Source organism: Pseudomonas sp. A214 (assembly GCF_900156295.1).
Taxonomy (GTDB): Bacteria; Pseudomonadota; Gammaproteobacteria; order Pseudomonadales; family Pseudomonadaceae; genus Aquipseudomonas; species Aquipseudomonas rhizophila.
In genome coordinates this window covers 5,359,316-5,374,691 of the sequence record NZ_LT707062.1, presented here as the reverse complement: position 1 = coordinate 5,374,691, position 15,376 = coordinate 5,359,316, and the positions used below count along the sequence as shown (strand labels likewise).

The 15,376-nt window shown below is 61.3% G+C and carries 14 protein-coding genes; 11 read left to right on the top strand and 3 right to left on the bottom strand.

The annotated features are described in order from the left end of the window. Positions 1 to 56: 56 nt before the first annotated feature. A complete protein-coding gene (gene rapA / locus BW979_RS23955) occupies positions 57 to 2,903 on the bottom strand; it encodes an RNA polymerase-associated protein RapA (RefSeq protein ID WP_047228321.1) in 2,847 nt (948 codons plus the stop codon). A gap of 248 nt (positions 2,904 to 3,151) precedes the next feature. Here rapA and BW979_RS23950 point away from each other — a divergent pair, with 248 nt between their 5' ends. The 3 genes from BW979_RS23950 to ccoM all read left to right on the top strand — a co-directional run bounded on the left by BW979_RS23950 (position 3,152) and on the right by ccoM (position 4,012). Then, on the top strand, positions 3,152 to 3,493 hold the full coding sequence (locus tag BW979_RS23950) for a hypothetical protein (RefSeq protein WP_047228320.1): 342 nt from the start codon (positions 3,152 to 3,154) through the stop codon (positions 3,491 to 3,493). A 94-nt stretch (positions 3,494 to 3,587) separates the two neighbouring features. Further along, a complete protein-coding gene (locus tag BW979_RS27660; RefSeq protein WP_171061412.1) occupies positions 3,588 to 3,749 on the top strand; it encodes a hypothetical protein in 162 nt (53 codons plus the stop codon). Positions 3,750 to 3,895: 146 nt separating this feature from the next. Then, positions 3,896 to 4,012: a cytochrome c oxidase subunit CcoM gene (gene ccoM / locus BW979_RS28020; RefSeq protein ID WP_025212288.1), complete on the top strand. Its 117-nt coding sequence runs from the start codon at positions 3,896 to 3,898 to the stop codon at positions 4,010 to 4,012. A gap of 254 nt (positions 4,013 to 4,266) precedes the next feature. On the opposite strand, the gene BW979_RS23945 is transcribed toward ccoM, so the two are convergent. After that, complete coding sequence (locus BW979_RS23945) at positions 4,267 to 5,742, bottom strand: inorganic phosphate transporter (protein ID WP_047228319.1); 1,476 nt, start codon at positions 5,740 to 5,742, stop codon at positions 4,267 to 4,269. A 362-nt stretch (positions 5,743 to 6,104) separates the two neighbouring features. Then, complete coding sequence (locus BW979_RS23940; RefSeq protein WP_047228318.1) at positions 6,105 to 6,305, bottom strand: hypothetical protein; 201 nt, start codon at positions 6,303 to 6,305, stop codon at positions 6,105 to 6,107. A 562-nt stretch (positions 6,306 to 6,867) separates the two neighbouring features. On the opposite strand from BW979_RS23940, the gene pcaR reads away from it, so the two are divergent. From pcaR to BW979_RS23900, 8 genes are all read left to right on the top strand, one after another. Then, the gene (pcaR, locus tag BW979_RS23935; RefSeq protein WP_047228317.1) at positions 6,868 to 7,710 is read left to right on the top strand and encodes a pca regulon transcriptional regulator PcaR; all 843 of its coding nucleotides are present in this window, start codon (positions 6,868 to 6,870) and stop codon (positions 7,708 to 7,710) included. A 292-nt stretch (positions 7,711 to 8,002) separates the two neighbouring features. Beyond that, positions 8,003 to 9,349, top strand: coding sequence for an MFS transporter (locus tag BW979_RS23930; RefSeq protein ID WP_047228316.1), 1,347 nt, complete (start codon positions 8,003 to 8,005; stop codon positions 9,347 to 9,349). A gap of 292 nt (positions 9,350 to 9,641) precedes the next feature. Next, positions 9,642 to 10,499: a CoA transferase subunit A gene (locus BW979_RS23925; protein WP_047228315.1), complete on the top strand. Its 858-nt coding sequence runs from the start codon at positions 9,642 to 9,644 to the stop codon at positions 10,497 to 10,499. Continuing rightward, positions 10,496 to 11,278: a CoA-transferase subunit beta gene (locus BW979_RS23920; RefSeq protein WP_171061413.1), complete on the top strand. Its 783-nt coding sequence runs from the start codon at positions 10,496 to 10,498 to the stop codon at positions 11,276 to 11,278. Before BW979_RS23925 ends, BW979_RS23920 begins: the two co-directional genes overlap by 4 nt. Further along, complete coding sequence (pcaF, locus tag BW979_RS23915) at positions 11,275 to 12,480, top strand: 3-oxoadipyl-CoA thiolase (RefSeq protein ID WP_172833803.1); 1,206 nt, start codon at positions 11,275 to 11,277, stop codon at positions 12,478 to 12,480. The genes BW979_RS23920 and pcaF overlap by 4 nt, the downstream gene beginning before the upstream one ends. A gap of 37 nt (positions 12,481 to 12,517) precedes the next feature. Next, positions 12,518 to 13,222, top strand: coding sequence for a protocatechuate 3,4-dioxygenase subunit beta (gene pcaH, locus BW979_RS23910; RefSeq protein WP_076386020.1), 705 nt, complete (start codon positions 12,518 to 12,520; stop codon positions 13,220 to 13,222). A gap of 1 nt (position 13,223) precedes the next feature. Beyond that, positions 13,224 to 13,790, top strand: a complete 567-nt coding sequence (gene pcaG / locus BW979_RS23905; RefSeq protein WP_047228311.1) for a protocatechuate 3,4-dioxygenase subunit alpha — start codon at positions 13,224 to 13,226, stop codon at positions 13,788 to 13,790. Between the two features lie 210 nt (positions 13,791 to 14,000). After that, on the top strand, positions 14,001 to 15,365 hold the full coding sequence (locus BW979_RS23900) for a 3-carboxy-cis,cis-muconate cycloisomerase (protein WP_076386018.1): 1,365 nt from the start codon (positions 14,001 to 14,003) through the stop codon (positions 15,363 to 15,365). The last annotated feature ends 11 nt before the right edge of the window (positions 15,366 to 15,376 follow it).

The window sequence follows — 15,376 nt, the reverse complement described above, 5'->3', positions numbered from 1 at the left end:
AATGCACAAAAAAAGGCCCGCATCGCTGCGGGCCTTTTGTTGAGTAGCGGCGGCAATCAGCCCGCCACCAACACCCGAATGGCTTCCAGGCGCAGCGCCGCTTTCTCAAGCATCGCCAAACCTTGCTCACGCTGTTGGCGCAGAGCCACCAGTTCGCTGTCGCGTACCGTCGGGTTGACCGCTTGCAGGGCAGTCAGGCGCGCCAGTTCTTCGTCGGTATCGGCTGCCAGGCGACGCTGGGCTTCGGCCACGCGTTCGGCGTGACGCGGGGCGATCTTCTCTTCACCGGCGTTGATCCGTGGCGAGAGCTGGTCACGCTGGGCCTGGATGAACTTGTTGGCGCTGGCCCGAGGCACGCTTTCCAATTGATCGTTCAAAGTCTCGAACGAGACTCGGGCGGCGAGGTCGTTGCCGTTGGCGTCCAGCAGGCAGCGCAGGGCGGCCGGCGGCAGGTAACGGCCCAGTTGCAGGGAGCGCGGGGCAACCACTTCACTGACATAGAGCAGTTCCAGCAACACGGTGCCGGGCTTGAGGGCCTTGTTCTTGATCAGCGCTACGGCGGTATTGCCCATGGAGCCGGACAGCACCAGGTCCATGCCGCCTTGCACCATCGGGTGCTCCCAGGTAATGAACTGCATGTCTTCGCGAGACAGCGCCTGGTTGCGGTCGTAGGTGATGGTCACGCCTTCGTCGTCGCCCAGCGGGAAGCTGGCGTCGAGCATTTTTTCGCTCGGCTTGAGGATCAGCGCGTTGTCCGAATGGTCCTCGCTGTCGATGCCGAACGCATCGAACAGGGTTTCCATGTAGATCGGCAGGGCGAACTGGTCGTCTTGTTCGAGAATGGCCTCTACCAAGGCATCGCCTTCACCCGCGCCGCCAGAGTTGAGCTCCAGCAGACGGTCGCGACCGGTGTGCAGCTCGGCCTCCAAGCGTTCGCGTTCGGTGCGGGCTTCGTCGATCAAGGCTTGCCACTGGCCGTCATCGGCTTCTTCCAGCAATGGCAGCAGGCGCGGGCCGAACTGATGCTGCAAGGCGTTGCCGGTCGGACAGGTATTGAGGAACGCGTTCAGGGCCTCGTGATACCACTGGAACAGCCGCGCTTGCGGGCTGGTTTCCAGGTACGGCGCATGCAGCTCGATGGTGTGTTTCTGGCCGATCCGGTCCAGACGGCCAATACGCTGTTCCAGCAGGTCCGGGTGCGAGGGCAGGTCGAACAGCACCAAATGGTGGGCGAACTGGAAGTTACGGCCTTCGCTGCCGATTTCCGAGCAGATCAGCACCTGGGCGCCGAACTCTTCGTCGGCGAAATAAGCCGCCGCGCGGTCCCGCTCCAAGATGTTCATGCCTTCGTGGAACACCGTGGCCGGGATGCCGGAACGTACGCGCAGAGCGTCTTCCAGATCCATGGCGGTCTCGGCGTGGGCGCAGATCACCAGCACTTTGGTGCGCTTGAGCATCTTCAGGGTGTCGATCAGCCACTCGACCCGTGGGTCGAAACGCCACCAGCGCTGTTCTTCGTTGGCGTCCGGCTGAGCCTGGAAGCTGACTTCCGGGTACAGCTCGGCGTGATCGCCTAGCGGAAGTTCGAGGTATTCGTCCGGGCACGGCAGCGGGTAGGCGTGCAGCTTGCGCTCCGGGAAGCCCTGCACGGCGGCGCGCGTATTGCGAAACAGCACGCGGCCGGTGCCGTGGCGGTCCAGCAGTTCGCGGACCAGGCGGGCGCTGGCTTCGACATCGCCATCATTGACGGCGGTCAGCAACGCTTCGCCCTCGTTACCCAGGAAGCCGTGGATGGTCTTGTGCGCCTCGGGTGAGAGACGGCCCTTGTCCAGCAGCTCCTGCACGGCCTCGGCCACCGGGCGATAATTCTCGCTCTCGGCGCGGAAGGCCTTGAGGTCGTGGAAACGGTTCGGGTCCAGCAGGCGCAGGCGGGCGAAGTGGCTGTCCTGGCCCAACTGTTCCGGGGTCGCGGTCAGCAGCAGTACGCCGGGAATCGTTTCGGCAAGCTGTTCGACCAGAGCGTAATGCGGGCTGACCTGATCTTCGTGCCAGACCAGGTGATGGGCTTCGTCGACCACCATCAGGTCCCAGCCGGCGGCAAACAGCGCGTCCTGGGCCTTCTCATCGTCCACCAGCCATTCCAGCGCCACCAGGGCCAGTTGGGTGTCTTCGAACGGGTTGCTGGCATCGCTTTCGATGAAGCGTTCTTCGTCGAACAAGGCGACCTGCAGGTTGAAGCGCCGACGCATTTCCACCAGCCACTGATGCTGAAGGTTTTCCGGTACCAGGATCAGCACGCGGCTGGCGCGGCCGGAGAGCAGTTGGCGGTGGATGATCAGGCCGGCTTCGATGGTCTTGCCCAGGCCCACTTCGTCTGCCAGCAATACCCGTGGCGCGATGCGGTCGGCCACTTCACGGGCGATGTGCAATTGGTGGGCGATGGGCTGGGCACGTACGCCACCCAGGCCCCAGAGCGGCGACTGCAACTGGCGGCTGGTGTGTTCCAGGGTGTGGTAGCGCAGGGAAAACCACGCCAGCGGGTCGATCTGGCCGGCGAACAGACGGTCACTGGCCAGGCGGAACTGGATAAAGTTCGACAGCTGGGTTTCCGGCAGGGTGACAACCTCGTTCTGCCCATTGAGGCCGTGGTAGACCAGCAGCCCATCGACATCGTCGACTTCGCGCACGGTCATTTTCCAGCCTTCGAAGTGAGTGATCACATCGCCCGGCGAAAACCGCACGCGGGTGAGGGGCGCATTCCGTAGCGCGTACTGGCGAGTGTCGCCAGTGGCCGGATAGAGCACGGTCAACAAGCGGCCGTCCTGTGCCAGAACGGTGCCTAAACCCAGCTCGGCTTCGCTGTCACTGATCCAGCGTTGCCCCGGTTGATACTGCTGCGCCATGCTGCCTGACTCCCGCCTTGAAAAAGCCGGTTATCTTAACGGAATGATCCCTCAGACCAAAGGATTTACGTAGACATCGGGTCGCCATGGGCATTGATTACTTACCGGCGGTGCGGAACTTAAGTGTGCTGAGTGATCAAACAAGCTCGGCCCGGCCTATTGTGATAATGCCAACCGGGTCACAAGTTTCAGACCAGCGGTTCAAGCTGCCCCTCGCTCAGCCGACAACCTGAAGACAGGAGACCTTTATGTTGCCACCCATGCTCCCTTTGAGCGCCGTACCCATCACCGCTCAACAGGATCCGGTCCGCCAGCGGCCGGACATACCGCCCGTGGTCCCGGTGCAGCAAAGCTCCAACGAAAGCACCATCGACCTGAAAAATCGCGACCCTGAGGAGGCTGCTCTGTTGCTGCGCGAGGAGCAACAGCGCCAGCAGGAACGCAACAAGCGCCGCCGCGAAGCCGACGAAGATCCCGAAGCGCACCTGGCCGTACCGGGCACTGAACTGAACGCCGATAACACCGTGCCTGTGGTGCCGTTGGTGGAAGGGGAAGAGCGTCAGGGCTTGTGGGTCGATATCCAGGTCTGATCCAGGCTTTTGTCGACGCATGCAGGCTGGTCAACCCGCTCGACAGCCTTCATCATGAGAGCATCCGCAGTTCACCGTACGATGCCGACACGCCATGAGCCAAGACGACAAACTGATCGACCTCAGTGCTGAGCGCGCCAAGCGCGTTCACGACCTCAACGAAAAACGCCTTAACGAAGTCCGCCAGGCTTTTGAGCAAGCCATGCCATTGGGCAAAGCCCAGAAAAAACCGAAGAAAAAACCCAAAAAGCGCTGACTCCCCCCTCTATCCATTGATACAGATCAGTTATTTCCCTTCCTTTTCGCCGCGTCGCGAGCGTTATTGACCCCGGTCAATTTTCATCCAGGCCTGATTGGTTAACTTGCACCCATCGCAACAGGGGCAAGACCAGGAGGCCAGTCATGTTTTTCGATAATGTGGTGTTTGCCGGAGTGTTGACCGTCGGCCTCATGTTCGTGTTTTTCGCCGGCTTCGGATTATTCATCTGGAAAGATGCACACAAGCGCAAAAAGCCGTAGGTCTTTCCAGCTACAACGAGCACGCAAGGCATTTTGGGCGACTTCGGTCGCCCTTTTTTTTGAGCAGATTTCCCCTGTTCCACACAAGCCCATTGTGGGAGCGAGCTTGCTCGCGATAGCGGTATGTCTGTAGATACATGTGTTGACTGACCCGGCGCCATCGCGAGCAAGCTCGCTCCCACAGTAGTCAGGTGTCCGGGCATAAAAAAAGGTGCGAACCGTAAGGGTCGCACCTTTTTTGCAAGCCGCTGATATCAGCTGCCGATGGCCTTGGACGCCAGCCAGAACAGCGCGGCCGAGAGGGCCACTGTCGCCGGCAGGGTCAGTACCCAGGCCAGCAGGATGGTCCGTACCGTGCCACCTTGCAGACCGCTCTTGTTGGCGACCATGGTGCCCGCCACGCCGGACGACAGTACGTGGGTGGTGGAAACCGGCAGGCTGAAGATGTTCGCCGCACCGATCATGCACGCCGTGGTGATTTGCGCCGACATACCTTGAGCGTAGGTCATGCCTTGCTTGCCGATCTTCTCACCGATGGTCAGCACCACACGCTTCCAGCCGACCATGGTGCCCAGGCCCAGGGCCAGGGCGACTGCCAGAATCACCCAGAACGGGGCGTATTCGGTGGTGGCGGTCAGGTCCTTGCGCAGCTTGTTCAGGTCGTCTTTTTCCCGAGCTGCCAGGCCTGGCAGCTTGCCAACCTTCTTCGCCGTGTCATCCAGGCAGAGCAGGTAGCGGCGAACCTCGATGCGGCTTTCCGACGGCAGCGATTGGTAATCCGCCACGCCTTTGAGGGTGTCGAGCAGCGCCGCAATGGTGGGCTCGGTCTGCTGCGGGTTGCAGCGGAATTTCTCTGGCAGATCGCCCTTCACGCTTTTGCCCAGCGCCAGATATTCACCCAGCGATTCGCTGTTGCGCTGGTAGAACTGGCTCAGGTGCAACGTCGCGTCGCGGGTACGCTCGATCTGGTAGGTGGTGCTGTTCAGGTCAAGCACGAACTGCGCCGGTACGATACCGATCAGCACCAGCATGATCAGGCCGATACCTTTCTGGCCATCGTTGGAGCCGTGGACGAAGCTGACGGCCATGGCTGAAATGACCAGCACCAGGCGATTCCAGAACGGGGGGTGTTTCTTGTCATCGATCTTGCGGCGCTGTTCCGGCGTCTTGTGCATCTTCGACAGCGGACGCCACCACTTCAGACTGATCAATACCAGTGCGGCAATCAGGAAGCCCGCCATGGGCGAGAACACCAGGGAGGCACCGATATCGATTGCCTTTTGCCAGTTCACTCCGTCGGCCAACGGGATATCGTTGATCAGCGCGTTGGCCAGGCCCACGCCGAGGATCGAACCAATCAGCGTGTGGGAGCTGGAGGCTGGGATACCGAAATACCAGGTGCCCAGGTTCCAGGTGATGGCCGCTGCGAGCAGCGAAAACACCATGGCCAGCCCGTGTCCGGTGTTCACATTGATCAGCAGCTCTACCGGCAGCAGGTGAACGATGGCATACGCCACGCCCACACCGCCCAGCAGCACGCCGAGGAAGTTGAACACACCGGAAAAGAACACCGCCAGATGAGGCGGCATGGCTTTGGTGTAGATAACAGTGGCCACCGCGTTTGCGGTGTCATGAAAGCCGTTGATGAACTCGAAGGCGAGGACAAAGGCCAGGGCGAGCAAGAGGCTCACAAGCACCCAAGCATCCAGTCCGCTAAATAAATCGATCATGAAGGTTTTCTGACCCGGTCGTAAGGGGGCGCGATTATGCCAGAAAACCTCGGTAATCGATGCATTGCCTGCTCATCGGTAACATTCTTCAACGAAATAATTTGCAGGCACCCCTTCGAACCCTGGCGTTTAGCGGGTTGCGCAACCCATTGATTCGGGAGCGGAAAGCGCGCCAGGCAGGGGGCCGCTCGTCGTTGCAAGAGCCTCAAGCGGTTGTGCGAAAAATCCGAAAAGAAGGTAAGCCAAGGCCATTCCTCGACCGTTGTCGGGGAAATGGCGGCCCGCTCATGGCGGGCGTCCGGTACGGGGCCGGCCAGGGTGTCGGCCGGATACCGCTTCACAAGAACATCAAGCGCTGAGCATTACCGCTCTTCCGCTTTGAGTTCCTGTTCCATTTTCTGAAGTTCCTGGGTAAAGGCCTGGTCCTGAACGGTGGCGCGTTTACGCCAGGGTTTGCGTTCCGGTTCAGGTTGCGCGGCGTAGGTGGTGATTTCCCCGCCGTAAACTTCCTTGTAACGTTGTTCCTGGCGCTCAAGTTCCGCGCGCAGTTCGTCTTTCGTCACAGTATTACCTAATGGATTGAATTGGATCTGGTGATACGCACTGCATGTAGACATGCAGACGGCCACGGCACCAGAGCTGACAGCTGACGTAGCATCAGGAGTTTCGTATACCGCCGATACGGGGAAGCGCCATCCGGGTGCTTCGGGCACCGGCTGCCGGCACCACGCAGGATAGAAACCTGCAATGCCTGCGGACGGGAGCGGTCGATTGCCGCACCGTCACTGTGGTGCATTATAGCGGGCTGCCCGAAGAACACTATCGGGAAAAGTTAAAAGAATCTGTTGTTGTGTGAATCAATATTTGTATGTGCAACTTGTGGCAATTAGGTTTCAGGCAATGCCAGACAATGTCGCTATCCACTCTGCTGGCGCGAACTACGTTCAATACTCGTGTCGTCTTACTTATTTATCAACCCTTCACACAGAAGCAAGAGGGGGGTAGGGTGCCTTGATTGCGATTATCGGTTGATGGTTCGATAATCGAACGGTGCTGACAGCCAGCCCTTGTCTGCTCAGCGGGCAGCCGCTTGTAATAGCCGCCATTCCCCGGGAAGGACCAGATATGAACGACCAATTGCGCAACGCCTTTGCTTCTGTAGCGCCACCCATCGTTGCTTCGCCGGCCAAGCGCATCCAGGCCCTGACCGGTGACCCGGACTTCATGACGTCCCTGGCCCGAGGGTTGGCCGTGGTCCAGGCGTTTCAGGAGCGCAAACGGCACCTGACCATCGCTCAGATCAGCCACCGCACGGAAATTCCCCGCGCCGCCGTCAGACGTTGCCTGCATACCTTGATCAAACTCGGCTACGCCACCACCGACGGACGAACCTATTCGCTGCTGCCCAAAGTATTGACCCTGGGCCATGCCTATCTGTCATCGACGCCTCTGGCCGTGTCCGCGCAGCCGTATCTGGATCGCATGAGCGAACAGCTGCATGAGGCCTGTAATATGGCGACGCTTGAAGGCGACGACATTCTTTATATCGCCCGTTCGGCCACCACCCAGCGGCTGATATCCGTGGACCTGTCCGTCGGTGGACGTCTGCCGGCCTATTGCACCTCGATGGGCAGGATTCTTCTGGCGGCACTGGACGACGCTTCCCTGCGTGATTACCTCGACCATGCCGACCTGCAGGCCAAGACCAGCCGGACCCTGCACACTCCCCAGGCTTTGCTGGAGTGTTTGCAAGAGGTGCGGCGGCAGGGATGGTGCATCGTCGATCAGGAACTGGAGCAGGGGCTGCGCTCGATTGCCGTGCCAGTCTACGACGCCTCCGGCCAGGTGGTGGCGGCGCTGAATGTCAGTACCCATGCCGGGCGGGTCAGCCGCAATGAACTGGAACAGCGCTTCCTGCCGGGGCTGTTGGGAGCCAGCCGTGACTTGAGCGCGCAACTGTTCACTTAAGCTGTTCGATAAACGCACAGAGTCGCCTCTGACGAATTGACGGTATTTGCCTCGGATCATTAATGTCGCGGCAGCGTCATCCGACGTGATCGAGCCTGGCTCGACCGATGGATGGCGGCCCAATAATAATGAGAGGCACACCTGCCATGTATACCTTCCTCGGCCTTCACCTTGACGATCGACCGACCTGTCTGTCCCGGATCGCCCGCTAACCAACACCTTTTTTGCAGCCTTGCGGTTTATTTGCCGGGCCTCTGTTCGCCTGCGTTTTCTTGCGTGGAATAAAAACAAGATGAACCAACCCCAGACCTCCGTAGGCAATTGCCTCGACGTGCAGTCCTTCATCAACGCTCAACCCATCTCGCGCTATCAATGGCGGGTAGTGATTCTGTGCTTTCTGATTGTTTTTCTCGACGGGCTCGACACTGCGGCCATGGGCTTCATCGCTCCGGCGCTCTCCCAGGACTGGGGCATTGATCGGGCCAGCCTCGGTCCGGTCATGAGTGCGGCGCTGATCGGCATGGTCTTCGGTGCTCTCGGCTCCGGTCCGTTGGCAGACCGTTTCGGCCGAAAAGTTGTGCTGGTAGGCGCGGTCGTGCTGTTCGGCGCGTTCAGCCTGGCATCGGCTTACAGCACCAACATCGATCAATTGCTGGTGCTGCGCTTTCTGACCGGCCTGGGGTTGGGCGCCGGTATGCCGAACGCCACTACCTTGCTGTCGGAATACACCCCGGAGCGTAAAAAGTCGTTGCTGGTGACCAGCATGTTCTGCGGCTTCAACCTGGGCATGGCCGGCGGCGGGTTTATCTCGGCCAAGTTGATACCGGCGTTCGGTTGGCACAGTCTGCTGCTGATCGGCGGGATCCTGCCGTTGATCCTGGCGGTGGTGCTGGTGTTCTGGTTGCCGGAGTCGGCACGTTATCTGGTGGTGCGCAATCGTGGCACGGACAAGGTGCGCAAGACCCTGGCACCGATCGATCCGCACACCGTCGCCCAGGCGGCGAGTTTCAGTGTGCCGGAACAAAAAATCGTTAAAGCCCGCAACGTGCTGGCGGTGATTTTCTCCGGCACCTACAGCGCCGGGACGCTCTTGTTGTGGCTGACCTATTTCATGGGGCTGGTAATTGTTTACCTGCTGACCAGTTGGTTGCCGACGCTGATGCGCGACAGCGGCGCGAGCATGGAGCAGGCGGCGTTTATCGGGGCGTTGTTCCAGTTCGGCGGCGTATTGAGCGCGGTTGGGGTGGGTTGGGCGATGGATCGGTTCAATCCGCACAAAGTCATCGGCATTTTCTACTTGATGGCCGGGATATTCGCCTACGCGGTAGGGCAGAGTCTGGGCAACATTACCTTGCTTGCCACGTTGGTGCTGGTGGCCGGCATGTGCGTCAACGGCGCGCAATCGGCGATGCCGTCGCTGGCGGCGCGGTTCTATCCGACCCAAGGCCGGGCCACCGGTGTCTCGTGGATGCTGGGTATCGGCCGGTTCGGCGCGATCCTCGGCGCCTGGATGGGCGCGACATTGTTGGGCCTGGGCTGGAACTTCGAACAGGTCCTGACCGCCCTGGTCATTCCAGCGGCCCTGGCGACTGCGGCGGTGGTGATCAAGGGCATGGTCAGTCATGCGGATGCGACGTGAGGCAATGATCTGAACCTTGCGGCAGACCGGTGGGAGCGAGCCTGCTCGCGATAGCGGTGGGTCAACTTGCATAAGTGTTGACTGACCCACCTCAATCGCGAGCAGGCTCGCTCCCACAGGATCAGGGTGTCTGGGAAATCGATAGCCAAACAACAATCTGTTCGATAAACGAACACTCAGTCGATTATCGGATTGTTTGGCTGTAACCCCGAGCTTAATCTTCAGTCACTCCGGCGCTTAACCTCGCGCCTTTTTCTTCATCTTGGTCTACTGAAAAACGGGAGCCTGCCCCATGGCTGAAATCCTTTCGCTGCACGACGCAGTGAAGCAATTCGTCAATGACGGCGATACCGTCGCGCTCGAAGGCTTCACTCACCTGATTCCGACGGCGGCGGGTCATGAAATCATTCGCCAGGGCAAGAAAGACCTGACCCTGGTGCGGATGACACCCGACCTGATCTACGACCAGTTGATCGGCGCCGGTTGTGCTCGCAAGCTGATTTTCTCCTGGGGCGGCAATCCTGGGGTGGGCTCCCTGCACCGGCTGCGCGATGCCGTGGAAAAACAATGGCCGCAGCCGCTGGAGATCGAAGAGCACAGCCACGCCGACCTGGCCAATGCCTACGTCGCCGGGGCCTCGGGCCTGCCATTCGCGGTGCTGCGGGCCTACGCCGGCTCCGACCTGCCAAAGGTCAATCCGTTGATCAAAACCGTGACCTGCCCCTTCACCGGGGAAGTGCTGGCCGCCGTGCCATCCGTGCGCCCGGACATTACAGTGATCCACGCTCAAAAAGCCGACCGCAAGGGCAACGTCCTGTTGTGGGGCATTCTCGGCGTGCAGAAAGAAGCCGCCCTGGCCGCCAAGCGCTGCATCGTCACCGTGGAAGAAATCGTCGATGACCTCAACGCACCGATGAACGCCTGCGTGCTGCCGACCTGGGCGCTGAGCGCGGTGTGCCATGTACCGGGCGGCGCTCATCCTTCCTACGCGCACGGCTACACCGAACGTGACAACCGTTTCTATCAGGCGTGGGATCCGATCGCCCGGGACCGTGAGACCTTTACCGCATGGATCAATGAATACATCCACGCAACGAAAGATTTCAGTGAATTCCAGGCCCGACTGGCTGCCACTTCGCAGGTGAAATAATGACGTACTCCACCAATGAAATGATGACCGTCGCCGCAGCCCGTCGATTGCAGAACAACGCTGTGTGCTTCGTGGGCATCGGCCTGCCATCGAAGGCAGCCAACCTGGCGCGGCTGACCTCGTCGCCGGATGTCGTGCTGATCTACGAGTCCGGTCCGATCGGGGCCAAACCCAGCGTATTGCCCCTGTCTATCGGTGATGGTGAGCTGGCTGAAACCGCGGACACTGTCGTACCCACCGGTGAGATTTTTCGCTACTGGTTGCAGGGTGGACGCATCGACGTCGGCTTTCTCGGTGCAGCTCAGGTCGACCGGTTCGGCAACATCAACACCACGGTGGTGGGCGACTACCATCAACCGAAAGTCCGCTTGCCGGGCGCCGGTGGTGCACCGGAAATCGCCGGTTCGGCCAAGAGCGTGCTGATCATCCTCAAGCAGTCGGCGCGCTCGTTCGTCGACAAGCTGGATTTCATCACCTCGGTCGGTCACGGCGAGGGCGGGGATTCGCGTAAACGCCTGGGCCTGCCGGGCGCAGGTCCGGTCGGTATCATCACCGACTTGTGCATCATGGAGCCGGAAGCCGGCAGCCATGAGTTCGTGGTCACTGCGCTGCACCCCGGCGTGACCCGTGAGCAAGTCGTTGCCGCCACCGGTTGGGCGATTCGTTTTGCCGACCAGGTGCAAACCACCGCCGAGCCGACCGAAACAGAGCTGCGCGCACTGCGCGACCTGGAAGCGCGCACTGCCGCGGCCCACGGCCAGGCACCGGGAGAAGCGTGATGCGCGACGTTTATATCTGTGATGCGATTCGAACCCCCATCGGTCGCTTCGGGGGCGGTTTGGCCGCGGTGCGCGCCGATGACCTGGCCGCGGTGCCGATCAAGGCGCTGATGGAACGCAACCCATCGGTGGACTGGACTGCCGTGGACGAAGTGTTTCTCGGTTGCGCCAACCAGGCCGGGGAAGACAACCGCAACGTGGCGCGCATGGCGCTGCTGCTGGCTGGCCTGCCGCAGAGCATTCCCGGCGTAACCCTCAACCGCCTCTGCGCCTCGGGCATGGACGCCGTCGGCACGGCGTTCCGCGCCATCGCCAGCGGCGAAATGGAATTGGCCATCGCCGGCGGCGTGGAGTCGATGTCCCGCGCACCGTTCGTGATGGGCAAGGCCGATGCCGCGTTCTCCCGCAACATGAAACTGGAAGACACCACCATCGGCTGGCGCTTCATCAACCCGTTGATGAAAAACCAGTACGGTGTGGACGCGATGCCCCAGACCGCCGATAACGTGGCCGATGATTACGCAGTGTCCCGCGCTGACCAGGATGCTTTCGCCTTGCGCAGCCAGCAGCGCACGGCAGCAGCCCAGGCCGCAGGGTATTTCGCCGAGGAAATCGTCCCGGTGCGCGTAGCCCACAAGAAAGGCGAAACCGTGGTCGAGCAGGACGAGCATCCTCGCGCCGACACCACGCTGGAGACCTTGAGCAAACTCAAGCCGGTCAACGGTCCAGACAAAACCGTCACGGCCGGCAACGCCTCGGGCGTGAATGATGGCGCGGCGGCTATGATCCTGGCTTCGGCCGAAGCGGTGAAGAAACACGGGCTGACGCCTCGGGGTAAAGTGTTGGGCATGGCCAGTGCCGGCGTGGCTCCACGGGTGATGGGCATCGGCCCGGTGCCCGCGGTGCGCAAACTCACTGAGCGCCTGGGCCTGGCGGTCGCAGACTTTGATGTGATCGAACTCAACGAAGCCTTCGCCAGCCAGGGCCTGGCGGTGCTGCGCGATCTGGGTCTTGCGGACGACGCGCCGCAGGTGAACCCCAATGGCGGCGCCATCGCCCTCGGCCATCCGCTGGGTATGAGCGGAGCACGGCTGGTGCTGACGGCGCTGCATCATCTGGAAAAGACCGGTGGCAAGAAAGGCCTGGCGACCATGTGTGTCGGCGTCGGCCAGGGTCTGGCGTTGGCAATCGAACGCGTCTGACACGTCGTTCCACTAATAAGAAACCGAGGAATGCTTCATGACTGACAAGCCTGGTTATCGTCGCCCCCAAGCGGGCACCCAACCGGAGTACCTGCACCCGCCGTACCAGTCCACCAACCTGCGCTCGCCTTCAAAGCCGTTGGTGTACCTGCCCCATTCGCTGTCGGAAATTACCGGTCCGACCGTAGGTGCCGATCGCCTGCAGGAGAAGGACAACGACCTGACTGCCCAGCATGCCGGCGAGCCACTGGGGGAGCGAATCATCATTCACGGGCGCGTGCTGGATGAGCATGGCCAACCCGTCCCTGGCATCCTGGTGGAGATCTGGCAGGCCAACGCCGCCGGTCGTTACAACCATGACCGCGACCTGCACGACGCACCGCTGGACCCGAACTTCACCGGCACCGGTCGCACCGTCACCGACGCCGATGGCTGGTACCAGTTCCAGACCATCAAGCCCGGCGCCTACCCGTGGGGCAACCATCACAATGCCTGGCGCCCGGCGCACATCCATTTCTCACTGTTCGGCCCGAGCATCCTGACGCGCCTGGTGACGCAGATGTATTTCCCCGGCGACCCACTCCTGGCCTACGATCCGATCTACAACTGCGTGCCGGACACCAGCGCCAAGGAACGTCTGATCGCCCGTTTCGACCTGGAAAAAACCATTCCTCACTACGCCCTCGGTTATCGCTGGGACATCGTATTGCGCGGCCGCGATGCCACGCCGATGGAGAAATAAGATGACGCTCACTGCCACCACCTCCCACACCGTTGGTCCTTACTACCACATCGGCCTGACCTGGCTGAACCGCGAAGACCTGACCGTTGCCCAAACCCTCGGCCAGCGCGTGGCGATCACCGGGCAGGTGATCGACGGCAACGGCGAATTCGTCAATGACGCGATGCTGGAAGTCTGGCAGGCCAACGCCGCCGGCAAATACGCACACCCGGAAGACGACCAGGACAAGCCCCTGGACCCGAATTTCGAAGGCTTTGGCCGGGTGCCGGTGGATGCCGAAGGGCGTTTTCGTTTCACCACCATCAAGCCGGGCTCCGTGCCGGGCCTTGGCGGCACGACCCAGGCGCCGCATCTTGTCGTGCTGGTGTTCGCCCGCGGTCTGGTCAAGCATTTGCTGACGCGAATCTACTTCGATGGTGAGCAGGCCAACGAAACCGACCCGCTGCTGGCCTGCGTGCCCGAGGAACGTCGCGCCACTATCGTGAGCAAGCCCGATGCTTCGGGCGTGTATCAGTGGAACGTGGTTTTGCAGGGGACGGATGCCGAGACGGTGTTCTTCGACTACTGATTGAAACCCGTGTGGCGAATGCTCTTGGCCCAGCCCCGCAACAACGGTGGGGCGTGGGTTGTACAAAATACTGATGACCCTGTTCCACCCGAAGGCGTAGGGTTGGCCTGCGCGGGTGATGAATAGGATGTGCGACAACCCACGTATTTACGTTGCAGCTTTTGACCCAACCGCGTCAGGCCGGCAGACCTGCACACCCAAGGACTTTTTATGAGCGAACGACCGGGTAATCAGCTCTTTGATGCCTACTTCACCACCCGCCACATGCGCGAGGTGTTTTGTGATGCGGGCCGGGTGCAGGCCATGCTCGATGTCGAGGCGGCGCTGGCCCGGGCGGAAGCGAAGGTGGGCTTGATCCCTGTCAGTGCAGTGGCTCCGATCGAGAAGGCCTGTGACGCGCAGTTGTACGATTTTTCGGCGTTGAGCGAGGCGATTGCCACGGCGGGTAATTCGGCGATTCCACTGGTCAAGGCCCTCGGCAAGCGCATTGCCGCGCAAGACGCCGAGGCTGAGCGCTACGTGCACCTGGGGGCTACCAGTCAGGACGTGATGGACAGTGGGTTGGTGCTGCAACTGCGCCAGGCATTGGCTTTGATCGAAGGCGAACTGGCGCAACTGGCCACGATTCTCGCCCGCCAAGCCGAACGCTACGCCGCCACGCCATTGGCCGGGCGCACTTGGTTGCAACACGCAACACCGGTGACCCTGGGCATGAAAATCGCCGGTTGGCTGGGAGCCATCACCCGTAGCCGCCAGCGCCTGAATGAGCTCAAGCCGCGCTTGCTGGTGTTGCAGTTCGGTGGTGCCTCCGGAACGCTTGCCGCACTGGGTGAGCAGGCCTTGCCCATCGCCGAAGCCCTGGCCGCCGAGCTGCAACTGAGCTTGCCGGAGCAGCCGTGGCACACCCAACGCGATCGCCTGGTTGAGTTCGGTTCGGTACTGGGGTTGATCGCCGGCAGCCTGGGCAAACTGGGCCGCGACATCAGCTTGTTGATGCAGACCGAGGCCGGTGAAGCGTTCGAACCCTCGGCGCCGGGCAAGGGCGGTTCGTCCACCATGCCGCACAAACGTAACCCGGTGGGCGCGGCGGTGCTGATCGGTGCGGCGACCCGAGTCCCTGGCCTGTTGTCGACGCTGTTCAGCGCCATGCCCCAGGAGCACGAACGCAGCCTGGGCCTGTGGCACGCCGAATGGGAAACCTTGCCGGAGATCTGCTGCCTGGTGTCCGGCGCCCTGCAACAGGCGCGGCTGCTGGCCGAAGGTCTGGAAGTGGACGCGGCGCGCATGGCTCGCAATCTGGAACTGACCCAAGGGCTGGTGCTGGCCGAGGCGGTGAGCATCGTCCTGGCCCAGCGGGTCGGACGCGACACTGCGCATCATCTGTTGGAGCAATGTTGCAAACGCGCCGTGGCTGAACAACGTCATTTGCGGGACGTGTTGGGGGACGAGCCCCAAGTCACTGCGCAGTTGTCTGCCGCTGAGCTGGATCATTTGCTCGACCCCGCCCACTACCTCGGCCAGGCCCAGACCTGGGTCGCGCGCGCGGTGGCTGAACACCTTGCCTTGAACGCCTGAAAGGAGACTGT

What these genes read in the sequence shown, in the direction of transcription:
- pcaH (WP_076386020.1), top strand. Translation starts at nt 12,518, where the DNA reads ATGACTGACAAGCCTGGTTATCGTCGCCCCCAAGCGGGCACCCAACCG.
- BW979_RS23900 (WP_076386018.1), top strand. Translation starts at nt 14,001, where the DNA reads ATGAGCGAACGACCGGGTAATCAGCTCTTTGATGCCTACTTCACCACC.
- BW979_RS27660 (WP_171061412.1), top strand. Translation starts at nt 3,588, where the DNA reads ATGAGCCAAGACGACAAACTGATCGACCTCAGTGCTGAGCGCGCCAAG.
- ccoM (WP_025212288.1), top strand. Translation starts at nt 3,896, where the DNA reads ATGTTTTTCGATAATGTGGTGTTTGCCGGAGTGTTGACCGTCGGCCTC.
- BW979_RS23950 (WP_047228320.1), top strand. Translation starts at nt 3,152, where the DNA reads ATGTTGCCACCCATGCTCCCTTTGAGCGCCGTACCCATCACCGCTCAA.
- rapA (WP_047228321.1), bottom strand. Translation starts at nt 2,903, where the DNA reads ATGGCGCAGCAGTATCAACCGGGGCAACGCTGGATCAGTGACAGCGAA.
- pcaR (WP_047228317.1), top strand. Translation starts at nt 6,868, where the DNA reads ATGAACGACCAATTGCGCAACGCCTTTGCTTCTGTAGCGCCACCCATC.
- BW979_RS23925 (WP_047228315.1), top strand. Translation starts at nt 9,642, where the DNA reads ATGGCTGAAATCCTTTCGCTGCACGACGCAGTGAAGCAATTCGTCAAT.
- pcaG (WP_047228311.1), top strand. Translation starts at nt 13,224, where the DNA reads ATGACGCTCACTGCCACCACCTCCCACACCGTTGGTCCTTACTACCAC.
- BW979_RS23945 (WP_047228319.1), bottom strand. Translation starts at nt 5,742, where the DNA reads ATGATCGATTTATTTAGCGGACTGGATGCTTGGGTGCTTGTGAGCCTC.
- BW979_RS23930 (WP_047228316.1), top strand. Translation starts at nt 8,003, where the DNA reads ATGAACCAACCCCAGACCTCCGTAGGCAATTGCCTCGACGTGCAGTCC.